This window comes from Colwellia marinimaniae (genome assembly GCF_002207865.1).
Classification (GTDB): Bacteria; Pseudomonadota; Gammaproteobacteria; order Enterobacterales; family Alteromonadaceae; genus Colwellia; species Colwellia marinimaniae.
On record NZ_BDQM01000040.1, the window covers coordinates 17,423 to 35,175 of the forward strand.

Annotated in this window: 15 protein-coding genes and 1 other RNA gene; 14 read left to right on the plus strand and 2 right to left on the minus strand. The window is 37.9% G+C overall.

The annotated features are described in order from the left end of the window. Positions 1-84 precede the first annotated feature (84 nt). From pspA to ffs, 12 genes are all read left to right on the plus strand, one after another. Positions 85-753 (plus strand): phage shock protein PspA, encoded by a 669-nt coding sequence (pspA, locus tag MTCD1_RS16275; RefSeq protein ID WP_057181745.1) that lies wholly within the window; start codon positions 85-87, stop codon positions 751-753. Between the two features lie 85 nt (positions 754-838). Further along, positions 839-1,051: an envelope stress response membrane protein PspB gene (gene pspB, locus MTCD1_RS16280; protein WP_291618787.1), complete on the plus strand. Its 213-nt coding sequence runs from the start codon at positions 839-841 to the stop codon at positions 1,049-1,051. Then, entirely contained in the window at positions 1,048-1,500 is a 453-nt protein-coding gene (gene pspC, locus MTCD1_RS16285) for an envelope stress response membrane protein PspC (RefSeq protein WP_057181743.1), read from the plus strand. Before pspB ends, pspC begins: the two co-directional genes overlap by 4 nt. 183 nt (positions 1,501-1,683) lie before the next feature. After that, positions 1,684-3,171: a YcjX family GTP-binding protein gene (locus tag MTCD1_RS16290; protein ID WP_057181742.1), complete on the plus strand. Its 1,488-nt coding sequence runs from the start codon at positions 1,684-1,686 to the stop codon at positions 3,169-3,171. Further along, positions 3,168-4,295 (plus strand): YcjF family protein, encoded by a 1,128-nt coding sequence (locus tag MTCD1_RS16295; RefSeq protein WP_057181741.1) that lies wholly within the window; start codon positions 3,168-3,170, stop codon positions 4,293-4,295. Before MTCD1_RS16290 ends, MTCD1_RS16295 begins: the two co-directional genes overlap by 4 nt. A 116-nt stretch (positions 4,296-4,411) precedes the next feature. After that, complete coding sequence (gene phhA / locus MTCD1_RS16300) at positions 4,412-5,290, plus strand: phenylalanine 4-monooxygenase (RefSeq protein ID WP_082606561.1); 879 nt, start codon at positions 4,412-4,414, stop codon at positions 5,288-5,290. Between the two features lie 83 nt (positions 5,291-5,373). Beyond that, entirely contained in the window at positions 5,374-5,724 is a 351-nt protein-coding gene (locus MTCD1_RS16305) for a 4a-hydroxytetrahydrobiopterin dehydratase (RefSeq protein ID WP_057181739.1), read from the plus strand. Positions 5,725-5,902: 178 nt separating this feature from the next. Beyond that, positions 5,903-7,453 (plus strand): transcriptional regulator TyrR, encoded by a 1,551-nt coding sequence (tyrR, locus tag MTCD1_RS16310; RefSeq protein WP_057181738.1) that lies wholly within the window; start codon positions 5,903-5,905, stop codon positions 7,451-7,453. Positions 7,454-7,655: 202 nt separating this feature from the next. After that, positions 7,656-8,645 carry a fumarylacetoacetate hydrolase family protein gene (locus tag MTCD1_RS16315; RefSeq protein WP_057181737.1) on the plus strand — a complete coding sequence of 330 codons (990 nt, stop codon included), beginning with the start codon at positions 7,656-7,658 and terminating at the stop codon, positions 8,643-8,645. 397 nt (positions 8,646-9,042) lie between these two features. Beyond that, positions 9,043-9,681 (plus strand): maleylacetoacetate isomerase, encoded by a 639-nt coding sequence (gene maiA / locus MTCD1_RS16320; RefSeq protein ID WP_057181736.1) that lies wholly within the window; start codon positions 9,043-9,045, stop codon positions 9,679-9,681. 181 nt (positions 9,682-9,862) lie between these two features. Then, on the plus strand, positions 9,863-10,783 hold the full coding sequence (locus tag MTCD1_RS16325) for a DUF3014 domain-containing protein (protein ID WP_057181735.1): 921 nt from the start codon (positions 9,863-9,865) through the stop codon (positions 10,781-10,783). A 149-nt stretch (positions 10,784-10,932) separates the two neighbouring features. Continuing rightward, positions 10,933-11,029, plus strand: an RNA gene (gene ffs / locus MTCD1_RS16330) — signal recognition particle sRNA small type. Between the two features lie 24 nt (positions 11,030-11,053). Here the strand turns inward: ffs and MTCD1_RS16335 are convergent. Continuing rightward, positions 11,054-11,320, minus strand: coding sequence for a late competence development ComFB family protein (locus MTCD1_RS16335; RefSeq protein WP_057181734.1), 267 nt, complete (start codon positions 11,318-11,320; stop codon positions 11,054-11,056). Positions 11,321-11,427: 107 nt separating this feature from the next. Then, on the minus strand, positions 11,428-12,102 hold the full coding sequence (gene priC / locus MTCD1_RS16340) for a primosomal replication protein PriC (protein WP_057181733.1): 675 nt from the start codon (positions 12,100-12,102) through the stop codon (positions 11,428-11,430). Positions 12,103-12,764: 662 nt separating this feature from the next. On the opposite strand from priC, the gene MTCD1_RS16345 reads away from it, so the two are divergent. After that, a complete protein-coding gene (locus tag MTCD1_RS16345; protein ID WP_057181732.1) occupies positions 12,765-15,629 on the plus strand; it encodes a TonB-dependent receptor domain-containing protein in 2,865 nt (954 codons plus the stop codon). 85 nt (positions 15,630-15,714) lie between these two features. Beyond that, positions 15,715-17,373, plus strand: coding sequence for a tetratricopeptide repeat-containing sulfotransferase family protein (locus MTCD1_RS16350; protein ID WP_057181731.1), 1,659 nt, complete (start codon positions 15,715-15,717; stop codon positions 17,371-17,373). Positions 17,374-17,753: the final 380 nt, after the last annotated feature.

Sequence of the window (17,753 nt, forward strand, 5' to 3'; positions counted from 1 at the left end):
GTTATTTAGCTCTAAGTAAATACTTAGTTCACGCAAATGTAAATAAAGTTTGGCATGATTTAGCCACAAGTTGAGGAAGATGTTATGGGTATTTTTTCAAGATTCACAGATATTATTAACTCTAATATAAATAATTTATTAGATAAGGCCGAAGATCCAGCCAAAATGGTCCGCTTGATCATTCAAGAAATGGAAGATACCTTAGTAGAAGTGCGCTCTAGCTCGGCAAAAATATTAGCAGAGAAAAAAGCATTAACTCGGCAAGTAACCCGCCTTGAAAAAGACGCGGAACAATGGCAAGGAAAAGCCGTACTGGCGTTAAGTAAAGATCGTGAAGACTTGGCTCGTGCTGCCTTAATGGCAAAGAAAAAAAGCAGTGAAAGCGCACAAGCTTTATTAGCTGAGTTAAGCCACCTTGATGAGCATATTTGTAAGTTGCAAGATGAAATTAGCCAATTACAAGATAAGCTAACGGATGCCAAGACGCGGCAAAAAGCCATTGTTATTCGTGAAAAGTCAGCAAATTCTCGTTTAAAAGTAAAAGAAAATATCCACAGCACCCGGGTACATGATGCCTTAAACCGTTTTGATGATTATGAACGTAAAATTGATGATATCGAAGCCGAAGTTGAATCATATGATTTAGGCGGTAAATCATTAGCAGATGAGATTGCCGAGCTTGAGACCGATGAAAAGGTTGATGATGAATTAGCTCAGTTAAAAGCTAAGATGAAAAACAATAAAAAACAATAAAAAATAATAACTAAAATATGAATAAAGCCTAAATAAAGCTATCGCTAGCATAGGATAAAGGAGACGTATTGTGGAAGAGATTATCATGGCACCTGTCATTATATTTATGATTATTGTTGCGCCAATATGGTTGGTGTTGCATTACCGCAGTAAAAAGCAAGTAAGCCAAGGTCTAAGCCAAGAAGAGTATATTCAATTATCAGAATTGTCAGAAGTTGCCGATACCATGGCTGATAGGATACAAACACTCGAAGCGATTTTAGACGCGGAGACCCCCAACTGGAGAACCAAATTATGAGTCGAAAAAGAGGAGAGTTATATCGGAACGCCGAGCGGGGGAAAATAGCAGGGGTTTGTGCTGGCCTAGCAGATTATTTCGGTTGGGAAACTTGGTTGGTAAGAATATTAGTGGTATCTGGTGTGCTTTTTGGCTTGCCATTTCTTATCTTAATTTATATTGCTGGTTGGTTTATTTTGGATAAAGCCCCAGGGAAAATCGTAAGAGGAAGCCATGAGCCAAGTGAAAGCCGCTATGGTAAAAGGCATCAGCAAGGGCGGCACGAGGCTGATTTTAGCAATGAATCAATAAAAGTAAAAGCGAGGATTTGGCAAGCGGGGGAGCCGCCCAAGCAAGCACTATATGATATTCGCCGTAAGTTTCGCGCTTTGGAAAAGAAAGTACAATTGATGGAACAATATGTTACCTCAGCGGAGTTTACTGTTTCAAGGGAGATAAATAAGCTCTAAGCACAGGAGGAATGCTGTCAGTTGGCAGCTTTTCTATTAGTCCAGTAATGTTGTGCCCGTATTAACCGTGATAGCTTAACTTTTCTGGTGAAAAATAATCAATAAGGTGTGATTTTATTTAAAAGACCTTATTATCAAATGACTTCTTAAATAAGATATTAATAGACAAGTTATCAATTCGTTATGGCATTAATAAGTAAATTGTTCATCAACAAACGTGGTCTAGATAAGTTAAAAAATAATCTAAAAGGTAAGGCTAATGAATTACTGAGTCGCACATTCGATCAACATGTTACTTTAGCGGTTACCGGGTTAAGCCGTAGCGGTAAAACAGCATTTATTACTTCCTTGGTAAATCAACTAATCAATGAAGGTAATGGTACAAAACTTAGTTTTTTTGATCCCGTGCACAATGGCACTTTTATCGCCGCTAAACGTGTACCGCAAAAACACTTTCATGTGCCGCGCTTTGATTATGATGCAGCAATTTCTGCGTTAACAGCAGAGCAACCCAACTGGCCAGAGCCAACACATGGTATTAGTGAATTACGTTTGTCTATTCGTTATCAGCCGAAAAGTTCAATACTTAAATACGCCACAGATATGGCCACATTAACCTTAGATATTACCGATTACCCCGGTGAGTGGCTGCTTGACTTACCCATGCTCAAACAAACGTATCAACAGTGGTCACAGCAAACGTATGATTTAATGACCCGTGCGCCACGGGCTGAGCTCAGTAAGAGTTTTTTGGCTAAATTGGCACTAATTGACCCATTAGCTAGTGCTAGTGAGGAACTCTTAGGGGAGCTAGCGCAAGAGTATACCGCGCTTTTATATACTTTTCGTTATGACCTAGGTTTATCTGTAATACAGCCTGGACGATTTATATTACCAGGTGAGTTAGCAGGGGCGCCAATTTTAGAGTTTTTCCCCTTCCCCGCATTAGCAAGCATTGATGGCAATGCTTATCAAAATGCGCCGGATGATAGCTTTGTTGGTATGTTACGTTCACGCTATCTTGAGTATAAAGAACAAGTAGTCCGGAAATTCTATCGTGAACATTTTCTGCGTTTTGATCGACAAATAGTATTGGCGGATTGTTTAACGCCCTTGAATAAAGGGAGAGAAAGTTTTGCCGATTTAGAACTTGCCATGTCGATGATCCTACAAAGTTATAGTTATGGTAAGTCAGGGCTATTTTCTCGATTGTTTTCCCCAAAAATTGACAAACTATTGTTTTGCGCGACTAAAGCCGACCATGTTACCCCAGAACAACACGCACCTATGGTGGCATTGTTAAACCAATTGATTCACCAAAACAAACACCATATAAGCTACGAAGCCGTACAAATTAAAACCTTAGCCATTGCTGCTGTTAAAGCGACAACTTCAGGGGTCAGTAAATATAAAGGGGCAGATATTCCTGTTATTCAAGGTCAACGTTTAGCTCAGCGTGAGGGCAAAGGGGCAACTGAAGTGTTTGGTCAAAAAATAACAGTATTTCCAGGGGCGGTACCCAATCAGCTGCCGCAAGAAAATTATTGGCGATCGAACACTTTTAATTTTATCGCCTTTGCTCCCTTATCAGATCTCACTAAACATCAATGTTTACCACACATTCGCATGGATCAAGTATTACAGTTCTTACTTGCCGATAAAATGATATGACTAATAAAGACAACATAAACAAAGAAAAATTAGCTCAGCAAATACTTTTTAGCGAGAGTGACACTTTAGCTGAACTCAGTGATAATCAAGGTAAAGACACTCGTGCTAAGGTAACCGAACAGCTTCTGTTTACTAATGATGACTATTTACCGCTAAGCCCGGATGAAGAACGTCTAGGTGAATTAACACCAGCAGAGCTTGATGGCGAACAGCTACACCAAGGTGTTACTAACGTGCCAGCTGGCCAATATTCATGGTTATGGCGGATAATATCTGCTTTATTTATCACCTTACTTGCCATTGAAGCGGTTGATTTCTTTGTTGCCGGCTTTGAAAACTCACCGATAACTACTAGCCTTTATGCCTTGTTGTTAGTCTCATTGACCTTGGCGGCTGCTAAGGTGTTGTGGCATGAATTTATTGGCCTTAAGCAGTTCAAAAATCGTCAGAAAATGCAACAGCAAGCTAAGGAACTGTTATTAATAGATGCTGATCAGCATACTGAATCGTCGAATCAACGTGGTAAAGACTTTTGTCACAACATTAGCGAAAGCCTACCTTGTGATTTGGTGTTTGATTGTGCCGAAGAACAGCAGGTTTGGCATGATGCTTTGGCGGCAGGCCATAGTTCTAGTGAGTTAGTTCAGCTCTACTCGCGGGTGGTATTAACGAAAGTTGATGAAAAAGCGTTAAATGAAGTAGCGAAATTCTCTAGTGAAGCAGTGGTTTTAATTGCCTTAAGCCCGGTAGCGCTTATAGATATGTTAATTATGTTATCGCGCAATTTACGCATGATAAATAAAATAGCAGGACTGTATGGCTTGAAACTGGGCTACTGGAGTCGAATAAAGTTAATAAAACAAGTGTTTGTTAATATGGCTTATGCTGGCGCTAGTGAATTAGTGGCAGACCTTGGTAGTGACATGCTGGGCGCCGAGTTAATGGGTAAACTATCGGCTCGATTCGCCCAAGGGCTAGGTGCTGGTATGTTAACCGCTAGGCTAGGTGCTAAAACGATGGAGCTTTGTCGGCCAATTCCTTTTGAAGAAAAACTTAAATTAAGCCATGTTCGTAAAAAAATCACCCAGCAAATTAAAGCGTTAGTAAGTCCTAGTAAGCAGTAAGGGCCAGTGAACCCCTGGTTGTAATTACTGCTGTAACCTTTCGTGTACAGCAAGTGCATTTGTTGTTTTTTTGACCGTTTTGTGTTGCTTTATTTTATCTACCCTGATGTCTTAAGATGAATGCAGTAACAATAAAAATTATTACATTTAAAAATTATAACAAAAGTCGCTTAAGAAGAAAGGTTACCACTATGGCAAAAGGCACAAAGTATATTTCTAAAGTACCTGATGAACAGGGCTTTATACAATGGTCAGCAGAAGAAAATTCCATTTGGCAGGAGTTGTTTGCTCGTCAATTAGCATGCATTAAAGATAAAGCTTGTGATGAATATCATGATGGTTTAGTAAAATTAAACTTGCCAACCGATCGTATCCCGCAACTTGATGAAGTAAGCAAGGTCTTAAAAGCAACGACAGGGTGGCAATGTTACCCGGTACCGGCCTTAATCGGTTTCGGCGAGTTTTTTAAATTACTTTCTGAAAAGAAATTTCCCGTTGCTACCTTTATTCGTAGCCGTGAAGAAATGGACTATTTACAAGAACCAGATATTTTTCATGAAATATTTGGTCATTGTCCTCTGTTAACTAACGCTTCTTTTGCCAACTACACCGAAGCGTTTGGCAAGATGGGCTTAAATGCCAGCAAAGAGCAACGGGTGTTTTTAGCTCGCCTATACTGGTTTACTATTGAATTTGGTTTGCTCGATACGCCAAATGGCCTACGTATATACGGTGGTGGTGTATTGTCCTCACCAGGGGAAACGGAATACGCTATGCATAGTGCTGAAGTGGAACGTAAACCTTTTGATGTGTTAGATGTTTTAAGAACGCCTTATCGCATCGATATTATGCAACCCATATACTACCTGCTAACTAAAGTATCTGACTTAGATGATATTCGAAAGCTAGAAGTTGATGACATTATGGAATTGGTTGCTAAAGCGCAAATGTTAGGTCTGCACGAAGCTAAATTTCCGACAAAACAAGCCAGTTAATGATGCAGCAAGGTTAAATTAAGCGAAAATAATTAAGCGAAAATAATTTAGCAAATAAATATAAAAATAACTAAGGATACATAATGACTGCACAATCAAGTGATATATTAGCGAGTCAAGCCTGTGAAGCTTGTCACGTCGATGCACCCAAAGTAAGTGATGAAGAGCTGAAAGAGCTGATTGCCTTAATTCCAGATTGGGTGCCACAAGTACGTGATAATGTCATGATGCTTGAGCGTGAATATAAATTTAAAAACTATAAGTTGGCCTGGGCCTTTGCCAATAAAGTGTCAGAGCTGGCAGAAAGTGAGTTCCATCATCCATCTATTTTACTTGAATGGGGTAAGGTTACTGTTACATGGTGGACACACTCTATTGGTGGGCTGCATAAAAATGATTTTATCTGCGCTGCTAAAACCGATGAATTGGGTTAATAACGCACTTAAGTAACACACTTAAGTAACTCGTTAAAATTATTATTTAAGTGAAATATAGAGAAAATTTAAGTACTGACATTTATCAAAATACAACTTGGTAAATGTTGTGCTTTATTAACGTAAAAATTAGTTTACAATAGCCCTTTTGTTAAATTCTAGATTAAGGGCTTGTGAAATGCGTTTGGAAATTACTTGTCATGACCGTGTTGGCATGGGACAAAAAGTATTAGGTATCTTTGTTGAACACGGCATTAATGTACGTGGTATTGAATTGATGCAGCCTGGGCGTATTTTTATTAATATTCCTGATTTAGATTTTTCCGACTTACAAACCTTTATGCCACAATTACGCTTGATTGAGGGCGTAGGTGATGTAAAAACAGCACCTTACATGCCATCTGAGCGTGAAAGAAATGAACTTGCCACCTTAATTAAAACTTTCCCTGACCCCTTTATTTCAATCGATAGAAAAGGCAATGTTCGTATTGTTAACACCATAGTCTCAAGCATTATTGGTGAAGATGAAGATTCCCTTGTCGGTCAACATATTAGCTTGTGGTTGAAAGGTTTTAATTTTAATCGCTGGTTAGATGCTAAGGAGGTACTTGCGCAAACTAGACGGTTAAAATTTCTAGGCGATGATTATGTTGCTGACATCATGCCAATTCATGTTGCGGGTGAAAATGACAGCCGTGTACTGGCCGGGGCCGTGTTAATTTTAAAATCTGAAGCGCGCCTTGGCCAACAAATGAATGCCTTTAAACAGCCTAAAGAAAATACTTTTTCAGGTATTCAGGCAACGTCAAGTGCTATGCGAAAAGTTATTCGTGAAGCTAAGCGCATGTCGTCACTCGACGCCTCTATTTTAATTATGGGTGAAACCGGTACCGGTAAAGAGTTACTTGCTCGGGCTTGTCATGGTGCCAGTAAACGTGCAGAACATGCTTTTCTGACCTTAAATTGTGCCGCTTTACCTGATGATGTTGCTGAGTCTGAATTATTTGGTGTGGGTGAGAAAGGTCAAGAATCAAGTAAACGTGGCATCTTTGAAATGGCTGATGGCGGTACTGTTTTTCTTGATGAAATTGGTGAAATGTCAGCTAAACTACAGAGTAAGCTATTACGGGTAATACAAAACGGTAGTTTTAGGCGTGTCGATTCAGAGCAAGAAGTTACTGTCAATGTGCGCATCATTAGCTCGACCAATAAAGATTTATTAAACCTTGTTTCAATCGGGGACTTTAGAGAAGATCTTTATTATCGACTCAATGTTTTTGGTTTAACATTACCAGCCCTTAGAGAGCGCCGTAACGATATTTTACCCTTGGTAGAGTTTTTTATCGGTAAAGCTGCTCATCAAATTGGTCGCAGCCATCTTAAAGTTAGCGATGATTGTCGTGACTTTATTGAACATTACCCATGGCCTGGTAATATCCGTCAATTAGAAAACGTACTTACTCGGGCCGCTTCACTGCTTGAGGGCGATGAAATCGAAATAAGTCACTTAGCATTACCTGCTTATACCCGCGAACATGGCTATTTAGAGCAAGAGTTTGAGGGTACATTAGATGCGGCAGTGAAAAAGTTTGAAGCCGATCTGTTACGTAAGCTATACCCAGCTTACCCAAGCACCAGACAACTTGCTAAGAAACTTGGTCTTAGCCATACCGCAATCGCTAATAAATTACGCGAATACGATATCAATAAAAAAACAGTTAAAATATAACCCCGTGTCGAGACACTTACTTGGCGTAAAATAAGTGTCATAGCAGTGTAATAATAACCGTAAAGAAATTATGCCGTACGGTTAGTGAATAAGCTGGCGCTATAGCTTGGTTGTCAGGTGAAAAATTCGTACCATACTTTTATACTTTAAATGTATCGATAAATATTACAGTTATAATTTAATATAATTAAAAGGTTTAACAATGAAATTAGCAACACTTAAAAATAATACACGCGACGGTCAACTCGTTGTTGTTAGTCGCGCACTTGATAAAGCTGTCGTGGTCAGTGATATTGCCACAACTTTACAAGCTGCTATTGATAACTGGAGTGAAATTTCACCAAAATTAGCTGAGATTTACCAATCGCTAAATAACAATGAAATCACTGATACCTTAGTTTTTGAACAAGCTCAATGTGAATCACCATTGCCTCGTGCATATCAGTGGGCTGATGCTAGTGCCTACGTAAACCATGTTGAGTTAGTGCGTAAAGCGCGTAATGCTGAAATGCCGGAAACATTTTGGACCGATCCATTAATGTATCAAGGTGGCTCAGATGCTTTTATTGGTCCACGTGATGATATTGCCGTTGCCAGTGAAGAGTTTGGTATTGATTTTGAATCGGAAGTCGCTGTGATCACTGATGATGTTCCTATGGGCGCAACACCAGAGCAAGCAGCCAAGCATATTAAGTTACTTATGTTGGTTAATGATGTCTCTTTACGTAATTTAATTCCTGGTGAATTAGCGAAAGGTTTTGGCTTTTTCCAAGCTAAACCGTCAAGTTCTTTTTCTCCGGTTGCGGTAACACCTGATGAATTAGGTGATGCATGGGATGGTAAAAAATTACACCTACCGTTAACAACCCATTTAAACAAAGAGCTATTTGGTCAGCCAAACTGTGGTGTAGACATGACCTTTGATTTTCCAACCATTGTTGCTCATGCAGCCAAAACACGGCCATTATCAGCCGGTTGTGTTATAGGCTCTGGTACTATTTCAAACTACGACCGTTCAGCAGGATCAAGCTGTTTAGCTGAAATTCGTATGTTAGAGATTATTGCCGATGGCAAAGCTGTGACACCCTTTATGAGTTTTGGTGATACCGTACGCATTGAGATGTTTGATAATGAAGGTAGCAGTATTTTTGGTGCCATTGACCAAAAAGTCGTTGAATATAAAGCACAGTAGTTAATTTAAGCGACAAACCGCTTTGACTATGTATAAGTAAATGCTAATTATCAGTACTTGAGCTAATTATACCCGTTACCATTCAAAGTGCAGGATTTCAGTGGCAATTAAAATGACTTTAGGCAAGAAGAATAATTTAAGCATAGTCACTCTATGCTTTGATTAGTTAACGCCGTATAAAGTTATTTTAAACCCATCTAAGAAGTGCTGGAGCAACATCACTTCATCGTAGCTGTAGTTCATAAGGGAATAACCATTATTTCATCACAGCGCCTTGAATTGAAATTGCTCAAGCACTCTGAAACATGCATCTTGATTGGTAACGGGTATAGAGACGTTAACTCATTCAGGTAATTAGCATTTTTTTTAAGACTAATAGCTCAATATAAGGAATACGATGAAACTTTATGGCTACTGGCGTTCTACGGCCGCGTACCGTGTACGAATTGCTCTACATTTAAAAGATATACCCTTTGAATCCATCTCTATACATCTAGTTAAAAATGGCGGTGAACAACATGGCCGCGAGTATAGTGAACTCAACCCTAACCATTTAGTGCCAACCTTAGTTGATGGCGATTTCTCGTTAAACCAATCGTTAGCCATTATTGATTATCTGGATCAAAGTAAGCCAAAACATGCTTTATACCCAAGCGACGCCAAAGCAAAAGCAAAAGTTCAGGCCTTAGCTTTAGATATAGCCTGTGAGGTGCATCCCCTTAATAACTTACGAGTACAACAATACTTAGCTAACTCACTAAACATTAGTGCAGAGGCGAAACAGCTATGGCTTGAACATTGGATGAGCATAGGGTTTAAAGCCATAGAAAAGCAATTAACTATTAGTGCAGGGCAGTATTGCTTTGCTGACACTATCAGTGTTGCTGATATTTGTTTAGTCGCGCAAGTGTATAATGCCTATCGATTTAAAGTTGATATGAGCGCTTATCCATTAATTAAGCAAGTGGTTGAAAACTGTAATAAGCTGCCTGCCTTTATCAAAGCGCTACCGGAAAACCAGGCCGATGCCCAGTAAGTAAGTTTAACTGTGAAAAATACCCCTGCATAGAACAATGGGCTATTGTTAAGTGATTGACACTTTATAACAAAAAAACACAGATAAAAAGTAAAATAACTGCATAGGGTGGTTGCATAACAAGGCAAAAAGCGTTGCAATAATGTTTACTTAGCATTAACTCAAAATAATTTGGATAGCCATGGAAAACGTAGCAGCAAAACAGTTAAATGAGCGGGGCGAAAGTAAAAAAAATACCGGCCCATTGATTATATTTATCGTGACTATTGTTTTAGTCGCTGTCGCTTTATGGCAATTTTCAACAGGGACAAGTGAACAACGCCCTGTGGACTCAAGTGAATTGTTAACAATAGCGCAGGGTGAAAAGATCTCTGCGACAAAGCACAGCGAGGAAGTAATTAATGACAGTATTGAATTATCACCTGATGCGGTAACAGATGTAACCGAAGAGCTAGTAGTAACTGTTAAAGCGCCTGATATCGAACAGGTTATCGCGCTGCCATTACCGCCATTAGATGAAAGTGATGCTTGGCTTCAAGGAAGGTTACCAGAATTAACTTGGCGCAATGAGTTATTATCACTGTTAATTACTGAAGATATAATTCGCCGTTTTGTGGTTTTTACCGATAATTTTGCTCAGGGACTACTGGCTTATGAATATAGTCCCTTTATTCCGCCTAAAGTAAAATTCGCTGTTGATGAGCAATCAAGTAATATAGATGGCGAGAAGAACGTTTGGCAGTGGGACAGTGCTACTAGTAAGCGCTTTGACATCTATGTCGACCTATTACGTTCAATTGATAGCACAACCTTAGTGCAATGGTATGTAGACCTTAAACCGTTAATTAATGAAGCCTATAGTGAACTTGGCTATGAAGACGATTTTACTTATACCCTGCAAGACGCAATAAATCGAGTGCTAGATATGGAGTTACCTAAATCAACAATGAATGTAACACGTACCAGTGTTATGTATAAGTATCACGATCCACAACTGGAAGCGCTTGATGATAGTGACAAACTGTTGCTACGTATTGGTAAAGAAAATTTATTAATTATTAAATCGGTATTATTAGAAGTGAATGAAAAACTGGCTAAATAAGGTTTTTAGAGTCGCTAATTTTGTTGCTGAGGTGGAAAAATAAGCAAACAGTCAGTTTTTAGCAATTTATGCTTGCAAATTTACTTAGCTTTAGCGATAATTTGCGCCGCCTTAAGACGTTATTTGTTTTAAAGCATCTATGGTGACCCTTTCGGTCCCCTCGCAATGATACTCTGTGAACTCGGCCAGGTCCGGAAGGAAGCAACCGCAGCAGACGACTCATGTGCCGAGGTGTGGCTGGCTGGGTCGCCACCCAACCTCTTTATATTATTATTCTTTTCTACTCTCATGCATAAAAGCAAGTGCCTTAGCGATAGCTTCTTTGACTTTATTTTCCATATCGAAACGCTCTGATGGTGGTAAATAAAAAGCCATATCAACCTCATGACGGATATAACGAGTAGGCAACTGGTTTAATACTACACAGGTTAAGTCTGCAATAAAATCTTCATCATATTTATCATCAAATTTTGCTTTGAAAAAATGTTGCAAAACTAATTTTTCATAATAGTTATGAATGTCCTCTGAAATCTTCATAAAACCCCTTTTATGTTGTGAAAAAAATAGTACGGTTCAATAGAGCTTAGACAAAGAGTAACCTTAGTTAAAACAAAATGCGAATATATCAGGCTGAGCGCTTATTGTTATCTAAGGTTTTTCTTTTGGGCAAGTTCAATATTACGTTCAATGGCTGAAATAGCCTTCCGACATCGTCCTAAACGTTGGTGTAAAGCAAGTACTTCCTGTGAAAGCTTGTTGCTATTACTGGCTTTACTTTGAATACGTTGCTGCTCCCGTTCAGTAACCATCGCCATTAACCTTCTTTCGAATTCATGATGTTCACTAAGTTGCTGATGCAGTTGATGACTTGAGAGTAAAACTTCTTTTGCCATTTTATTATAGTTATCATATTGGCTAGCTTTAGTGGCTTTTATCCGGACTTTTTTTCTCGCGTCGACGCTAACTTGGGCCGCTTGATGCATTACTTGGTTAGCCTCTAGCGCTTTCATTAAAGCAGCAATCTGTTGTTCAATTTTTAGTAACGATGATAAAGCAATTTCTGCTTTATTGACATTGTTGGTGCTTGAACGGTACAGCCGAGAGAATTCATTTAAGCGTTTTGTTACTTCTTTAGTGTAGGGCGAAAATTTATCACTCTCGGTACTAAATAGGTGTTGAGAAAATAGATTGTTATTTTCAATAAGGTAATGGGATTTATGTTTAGTGTTTAATAGGTCAGTTTGCTTTGCCTGTACAGATAAATGCTCAAGTAGAGTTGTTAGGCGCTGAATAGCAATTTCATGTCTATTTTTATTCATATAACGAGCTGTTAAGTCATGTGGAGCGTATGTGGGGCGCAATTATAGCCTAGATTATAGTAAAGCTAAAATAGTATCTAGTGCTTAAGTAAATAGGTAAATGTAGCATTAGCTTTGAATTTTTCATATGTTAAAAAAACCATTTTTGTAATTATAAATGTACGGTGTGAGTATTTTTTATTTTAAGTTGTTGATAATAAGGCTTTTATATTTATGTTTGTTGGAATATTAATTTAAATAACTAAAGTAAGTTACTAGAAAGTTAATTCCTAAGGTACTGTTAGTAAAAGGAAATATCGTCTTGTTATTAAAATGTAAATATTGATTGGTTGTTTTAATATATTATTTTTTTTAATTAATTAAATGGCTTAAATATACTGAGGTATACAATTTTTAATGATTAAAAACAAATGGTTAGACATTGATTGTTGCAGTCTCATAAGTTAGTCGAAATGTGTCCATTTGTATCGACTTGTTAAAAATATTACCATTTGGTTGCAATTGGTGTTGACGGTTCCGGTAATTCCCGTTTACTATCATAACCGACAGATCAGGTCATACGACTTGATAAAAGATAAACGAGGCAGCATAGCCTTGAGTCTTTTTAAAATAAAAAACAAACAAATAAACAACCAATCACCTAGGTGATCCAGGGAGTAAACATGTATAACAACAGTAAAGTAGCTAAAGCCATCCGTTTAGCGATGATGTTTGGTGCCGGCGCTGCCGCAGCAATTTCAGCTCCAACTTTCGCCGCTGACGCCGCTGACGAAGGTGTAGAGGAAATAGAGAAGATTCAAGTAACAGGTTCACGTATCAAGCGTGCTGATATGGAAACTTCTAGTCCCATTCATATAACAAGCGCTGAAGACATGAAAATAGCAGGTTTTACTCGTGTTGAAGACATGCTAAATAATTTACCTCAACTTGAAGCCGCATCTACCGCTTTCCAAGCAAATGGAGCTTCTGGTCGTGGTAGCCTTGATTTGCGTGGTTTAGGTTCTAATCGCACACTAGTACTAATTAATGGTCGTCGTATGCAACCCGGTGGTGGTTCTTCAGGTGCTGCTGATATTAATGCAATACCTGCTGCATTAATTAAGCGTGTTGAAGTTATGACCGGTGGTGGTTCTTCTGTTTATGGTTCAGATGCGATTGCAGGTGTTGTTAACTTTGTGATGGATGATGATTTTGATGGTTTCAAAATTGACTTGAATGCATCTGGTTATCAACATAATAATGATAATGCGTATATGCAAGATCTAATGACGCAGAAAAACTTTGATTTTCCTACAGGTAGTTCAGGTATTGATGGTAGAACATTTGGCATAGACATTACCGCTGGTAGTGACTTTGCAGACGGTAAAGGTCATGCCGTAGCTTTCGCAACTTGGAAGAGAACCACAGAACTTCGTCAAGGCGCTCGTGATTACTCATCATGTGCATTGCATTCTTCAGGTACAAGATGTAACGGTTCTTCTACTGCAGTAATACCAAATTTCTTTATCGCACCAATTGATGCAGATGGTAATTATGACTACGATCAAGAGCAATGGGTTAAATTAACACCAGATAGTGGTTTTAGTGAAGATCGTGCCGATAATGTTTATAACTATGCACCTATCAATCACTTTATGCGCCCAGATGAAAAATTTACCTTTGGTACTTTTTTGAATTACGAAATTAATGATACATTTAATCCATACATGGAATTAATGTACATGCGTGACCAAACTAAGGCACAAATTGCTGAGTCAGGTACTTTCTATGCGGATAATATTACTCTAGATTATGACAATCCATTAATTTCTGATGTACAACGTCAATATTTAACTGACAATTTTGGTATTGGTACCGGTGACCAATTTGGTGCATACATTGGTAAGCGTAACGTTGAGGGTGGTCCTCGTACAAGTATCATTCAGCATGATTCATTCCGTATTGTCTTAGGTACTACTGGTGAATTAAGTGATGATTGGACTTACGATACATCAATCCAAATTGGTTCTGCAACTAGTGCTGATATTTCAATTAACGATATGTCTCGTCCAAACGTTATTGCAGCGGTAAATGGTGATGGTAAAGATTGTGCAACTATTGACGGTTGTGTACCTTATCAAGTATTCACTTACCAAGGCGTAACGGCAGAGCAAGCTGATAGTTTGACCGCTGTTGGTCAAAGTGTAGCATTCTCTGATCAATTTATTTTCTCCGCTTTTGCTACGGGTGAAGTAGATTTAACAGTGCCTTCAGCAGATAGCCCTATCGCCCTTGTTATTGGTGTAGAGTATCGCAAAGAAGAATATCAATATGTTCCAGATCAAATCATTTCTTTAGGTGCATTGACGGGAATGGGCGGACCTTCAGATGCACTAGAGGGTAGTTTCTCAGTTGCAGAAATTTACGGTGAAGTTAATATCCCTCTAATTTCTGATGCTCCAATGGTAGAATCTTTATCGCTTGATTTAGGTTACAGATATTCTGACTATGATATCACCGGTGGTGATTCAACCTATAAAGTTGCACTTGACTGGACTCCAATCGAAGATTGGAAAATTCGTGCCAGCTACAACCGTGCTGTACGTGCACCAAACATCGGTGAATTATTTGCTGTTCAAAGCATAGGTTTATGGAGTGGTGTTGATAATTGTTCTGGTTCAGATCCTGTGTATAGTGCAGCACAATGTGCTAATAGTGGTGTAACGGCAGCTCAATATGGTAATGTTTCTGCAAGTCCTGCGGATCAATACAATAGTGTCACTGGTGGTAACCCAGACTTGACACCTGAAATTGCTGACACCTACACACTAGGTTTAGTCGGTCAAATAACAGATGAAATTGATTTTTCAGTGGATTATTGGTCAATTGAAATCGATGAAGTTATCGGTAGCATTAGTGAAGAACTTACAATTGATCAATGTTCTGAAACAGGTAATGCGGCATTTTGTGATAACATCTCTCGTTCACCAACAGGTAACCTTTGGCAAGGACAAGCAGGTTATATTCAAGCAACTAGCATTAACTTAGCAAGTCGTAAGTGGGAAGGTGTAGACATTAATGCTGCATATAACACTGAAGCTTTGGGTGGCGCAATTAGCGTAACTTTAACATCTACTTATATGATGACCAAAGAATACACGCCTTTACCAGGTAATACAGAGGCTGTATATGATTGTAGTGGTCAGTTTAATGGCAATTGTTTCCCTCAACCAGAATGGCGTTCGGTGATAAATGCTAACTATGATCTAGAAGATTTTGGTTTCAATGTTAAATTGCGTTACTACGGTGAAGTTGAATACGACGGAGAAACAGATCAAATTTTAATTGATAATGGTGGTAAAATCGATGCACAAACTTATATCGATATTGCAGGCCGTTACACTGTAAGTGAAAACATTACTTTACGTTTAGGTATTAACAATGTGTTAGATAAAGAAAAGCCATTAACAGGCGGTTCTCTTGATACTGGCGCGTTTTATGACCCATTAGGTCGTTACATTCACGCAGGTGTATCACTTCAATTTTAATTGATATTTGATTTACTAAATATAACGGTTAACTGAAAAGTTAGCCGTTTTTTATTTATAATTTTAAATTATTGTAAAATAGACAATGAAACTTGAATTAACAGTTAATGAAGCACTTAGATTATTAAATGCAAATAGAGCATTAGCAGCTCGCTGTGTGTTAGATAAAGTACTATTAAAAGATTCTGACAACATACAGGCCCATCAAGTGATGGTTAAGCTTGCTTTTAAGGCAAAAAATATCACTTTAGCAGAAAAACACCTAAAAATGTTACTGACATTGCAACCCGATTCAGATCACTATGCAAATTCTCTGATCGATCTATACTGTCATCAAAACAGATGGTTTGATGTTGCTTCAATTTATTTAGATTTAGCTCAAAATCAAACAGAAAATTCTACGTTATTATTTAATTGTGCTTACTATATGAAATTGGCAGGGAAGTTCGATCACGCACTTGTGTATTATAATAAAGTCCTGAATATAGGTATTAATGATCAATATGAAGTTTATTTAAATATTGCCACTATACATAGTGAACATTTATATTCTCCAGATAAAGCTATCAATATTTTGACGCATGCTATCAGCATCTACCCAGATCAGGATTCATTATTATATAACTTAGCGAATGTTTATGAACAACTAGGCAATAAAGAAAAAGCAATCAGTTTTTTTAAAGCCGCTTTTAACAAAAACCCTCAGAACTATGACGCGTTAGCTAGGCAAGCTGATATTTATAAAATAAATCAAAAGACAGATGATTTAATATCAAAAATGGCCAATGTTTATCATTCAGGTAATATCTCATCGTCAAATAAAATAAATATTGCCTACGCACTCGGAAAATCACATGATGACTGCGGTGAATATTCTTTAGCATTTGATTTTTATCAACAAGCCAATAACCTTGATCAACAAACGTTACCGCAATACAATCAAAAATCTCATGAAGTATATGTAAATAAGATAATTAATACATTTAATAAATCTTGGTTTGAAACTCTTAATCAGCCAGTAAATAAACAAGGTAGTCATGCTGACGGTCAGGCACCTATTTTTATCTGTGGCATGTTCCGCTCTGGTTCTACTCTATGTGAGCAAATTTTGGCTGGTCACTCACAAATAAGTATCGGTGGTGAGCAAGAATTTTTTCATCGCTCTATAGTCAATAATTTTGCAGATTATCCAAGTAATGTCAGTGAATATTTAACGATTAATAAAGAAAATATGTTGGCTGAATATCTTAAAGAAATTAACCAATTTAGAAAAAAAGGTAATCTGTTAACGGATAAGCGCCCGGATAACTTCTTATATTTGGGTGTTATTAAGACTTTAATGCCACAAGCAAAAATAATTTGGACACGGCGGTCTATGTTAGATAACTGTTTATCGGTGTTTTTTCTGCGCCTAGGCGCATCAATGGCATATGCCACTAAACTTGAAAATACGATTCATTTTTATCAGCAGCAAGAAAAGTTAATGAATCATTGGCAAACTTTATTTGCTGAAGATATTTACGAGTTTAATTATGATGATCTAGTAGACGAGCCTGAGAGTAATATTAAAAATTTGTTGTCATTTATTGACTTGTCATGGGAAAACAGTTGCTTGCAATTTCATCAAGTTGAAAACCAAGTCAAGACAGCAAGTGTTTGGCAGGTCAGACAGCCATTATATAAAAAGGCGTCAGGTCGATGGAAAAACTATCAGGAATGCTTAAAGAAACTAACATTAATTTAGCCTATATTGATAGAATATGACCATTCATCTAAAGTCAGAGATAAACGTTACTCTAAATTATAAATAAATAATAGCATCACTAATACAACGATTACGAGTCAACAGCGTGAATGTTTAACTAGGGCAGATAAGGCTCAGGCAAGTCGTGATTTTAAACAAGCAGAATTACTATATAGAAATCTAATTGTACAAAATATACAACTTCCTGTTGTATATTCTCAATTAGCACTTATTTGTGCCATGTAAAATCGAATAAACGTAAGCGTATAGCTAACGGCACCTGCCTCTAGCGTTTTTTTTCAGATACATTATCTCCTCACTTAACTTAGGAGATAAGCATGAGAATTTCGCGTAGCCAAGAACAATGGCAAACCATCATT